Origin of the sequence: Butyricicoccus sp. (assembly GCF_050872565.1) — a bacterium.
GTDB lineage: Bacteria > Bacillota > Clostridia > Oscillospirales > Butyricicoccaceae > Butyricicoccus_A.
The window spans coordinates 1-2,395 of record NZ_JBNMHC010000343.1 but is presented as its reverse complement, the minus strand read 5'-3'; the positions used below and the strand labels follow the sequence as shown (position 1 = coordinate 2,395).

4 protein-coding genes and 1 pseudogene are annotated in these 2,395 nt (G+C 49.1%); all 5 read right to left on the bottom strand.

Going from position 1 to position 2,395, the window contains the following annotated elements; genetic code table 11:
• Window positions 1–1,053 (bottom strand): stage III sporulation protein AE (locus ACR0P9_RS11110; protein WP_432620136.1); only part of this gene is annotated, 1,053 nt, incomplete at its 3' end.
• A gap of 17 nt (window positions 1,054–1,070) precedes the next feature.
• Complete coding sequence (locus ACR0P9_RS11105) at window positions 1,071–1,460, bottom strand: SpoIIIAC/SpoIIIAD family protein (RefSeq protein WP_432620134.1); 390 nt, start codon at window positions 1,458–1,460, stop codon at window positions 1,071–1,073.
• Window positions 1,444–1,638, bottom strand: coding sequence for a stage III sporulation protein AC (gene spoIIIAC / locus ACR0P9_RS11100; RefSeq protein WP_432620132.1), 195 nt, complete (start codon window positions 1,636–1,638; stop codon window positions 1,444–1,446). Before spoIIIAC ends, ACR0P9_RS11105 begins: the two co-directional genes overlap by 17 nt.
• A gap of 9 nt (window positions 1,639–1,647) precedes the next feature.
• Window positions 1,648–2,166, bottom strand: a complete 519-nt coding sequence (locus ACR0P9_RS11095) for a stage III sporulation protein AB (protein WP_432620130.1) — start codon at window positions 2,164–2,166, stop codon at window positions 1,648–1,650.
• Window positions 2,167–2,188: 22 nt separating this feature from the next.
• Window positions 2,189–2,395 (bottom strand): annotated as a pseudogene (locus ACR0P9_RS11090) (stage III sporulation protein AB); the annotation flags it as partial.

Here is a 2,395-nt window from a genome sequence, read left to right as displayed (position 1 = left end):
GGCGGAACAGCTCCCCAACATACCTAAAATCATGCCCATGCTGTCCGCAATGCCATCGGCAAGTCCGCTGAGTGATTTCGGGCAAATCGGCGACAGTACCGCCGCGCCAATTTTAAACACCAAATAATTTACGCCAATCCGTAAAAACGGTACAAGGCAAATGGCACAGACACACAGCATTCCAAAAACGCCCAACGAATTCTTGAGAATTACTGCTCCCGCCAGCACAGAATCTGCCGCGCCGGACAAAATACTACCGACGAGCGGCACGGAGGAATTCAGCGCGAATTTCGCTGCTTTTACCGTTCCCGCATCCATTCCATGACTGACCGAGCCGGAAATTGTGATGTAAAAGAAAAACAACGTCAGCAGCAGCTTGAGTGAGCTGACAATCAGCCATTTGATACACGCTGCCAATCGTGTCAGCATATCATTTCCTACTGCCGTATTAACCGTAATCATCGCAACATACGCAGAGACCGCAGGAATATACACACCGGTAATCAGAGAAATACAAAAATCCAGCGCAAACATCGTACCGCTGTACACCAATGTGGCAGAAGCCGGTGCTCCCGTTAGACTAATTGCTGTTGTCATGACCGGCAGCATAGATTTTGAAAAAATCTGTATTTGTTCTGTTGTCTCCCTGCATACGCTGGTCAGTCCGGCAAGCGTTTGATAGACGGCAGCTGTCATTCCCAATGCTCCCGCCAGCTGCAAAATCAGTGGGGAAATCCGTGACGTTTTGGAAAAGCTCTCTGCACAGCTGCACAAAATCATAACGACAGCAGCACCAGTCAAAGCAGAAACTGCTTCAGCAATTGCACCTCTCTGCTGTGTTTGTGTCCGGCGCAGAATTTGTGAAACTGTCTGTGTCAAATCTTTGCCATCGGAAAGTCCATCCAATAGGGCTTGGCTCTCGCCATCTAAGGCGCGCCGCATGGATGCCTGTCCCTGTATCTGCTGATCGGAAAACACATCCGCCGCACACGCCGGTCTCTGTATAACGCACAGACAGAGACAGACCAACACAGCAATTCTGAAGCGTTTCATACTTCTGCTCCTTTTTATCACAGCAGCATAGATTCCAGCAACGCAAAGACTTCCCGCATGAGCGGAATGCACACCGCAATCGCGGCGATGACACCCGCCAGCTCTAATTTGCTGCCCAGTGCGCCCTCTCCGGCATCCTTACATACCTGTGCTGTGATATGCACGATAACTGCAATACCGACCGCCTTGATAACCGGCACGTACAAATTTTTTGTCATTCCCGCTGCGGTTAAAAAGCCGGATAGCACCGCGAAAATCTGTTCTATCGGCTCGAATATCGCATACAGCAAAAGTAGCCCGCACGCGAGGGCGGTCAAAATACCAAACACCGGAGAAATCGGCCGCAAAAATGCAGCGAACAGTGCGCCGCAGACCGCCAAGGCTGCCAATTTAAAAATCAAATACATGTTGAATCAACGTAAATAGCTCACTGATTTTTTGCACGATAAGCATCATCACAACAATCAATCCCGCCAGTGTCGTCATCATCGCCTGTTCTTCCCGTCCGGAACGAACGAGCAACTGATTGAGTACCGCGACCAGAATACCTACTGCGGCAATTTTAAAAATTAAATCTACTTCCATAAGCACGCGTCAAATCAAAATCAGCACTAGCAGAATTCCTGCCGCCACGCAGCAAGTGCGGTACACGTTTCCTTTGCTTTTCATTTCAGCAGAAGCAATGTCCAATTGTTTGGTCAAGCGCGTTTTGGCATAAGAAATGCTGTTGAGCTGTGCCTGCACATCATATTTCCCGATAAATTCCGACAGATCGCACAGAATGAGAATGTCCTCTTCTTTCAGTCCGACAGATGTGCCGTATTCCCGCATCGCTTTCATCCATTTAAATGTCATAGACAGTCCATCATCGTGCTGCATCATCTGCTGCATGGGCTGAAACAGCTCGGAAATGCTGCTGCGGGAGTCCGATGCGAGCTTTGCCACAATATCCGGTATGCTTGTCAGATGAAACGAAAGCTCTGCGGAAATAAGATCCAGTGCAGACAGCATATCTCCCAGCGCGATCACCCGCCTGCGAAATTGCTGTCTCTGCGTCATGCCAATACCGGTAAACGAACCGATAACCAACAATACACCCATGATTTTTAACATTCCTGTTCGTCCTTTCTATTCGCTAAACAATCCGCGTCACTTGATGCCGCTGTTCAATGCAGAACACACGGGTAAAAATCTTTCGTTCCTGCAATCGCTGGTACAACGGTCGAAGCTGAAAATCTTCCAAATCCCATGCATGTGCCGAAGCGAGAACCGCCGTTCCACAGTGCGCCGCGCATTCTGCGGCAAAAATATCCGCTTCTGACGTAATCTCATCCAAAACAAG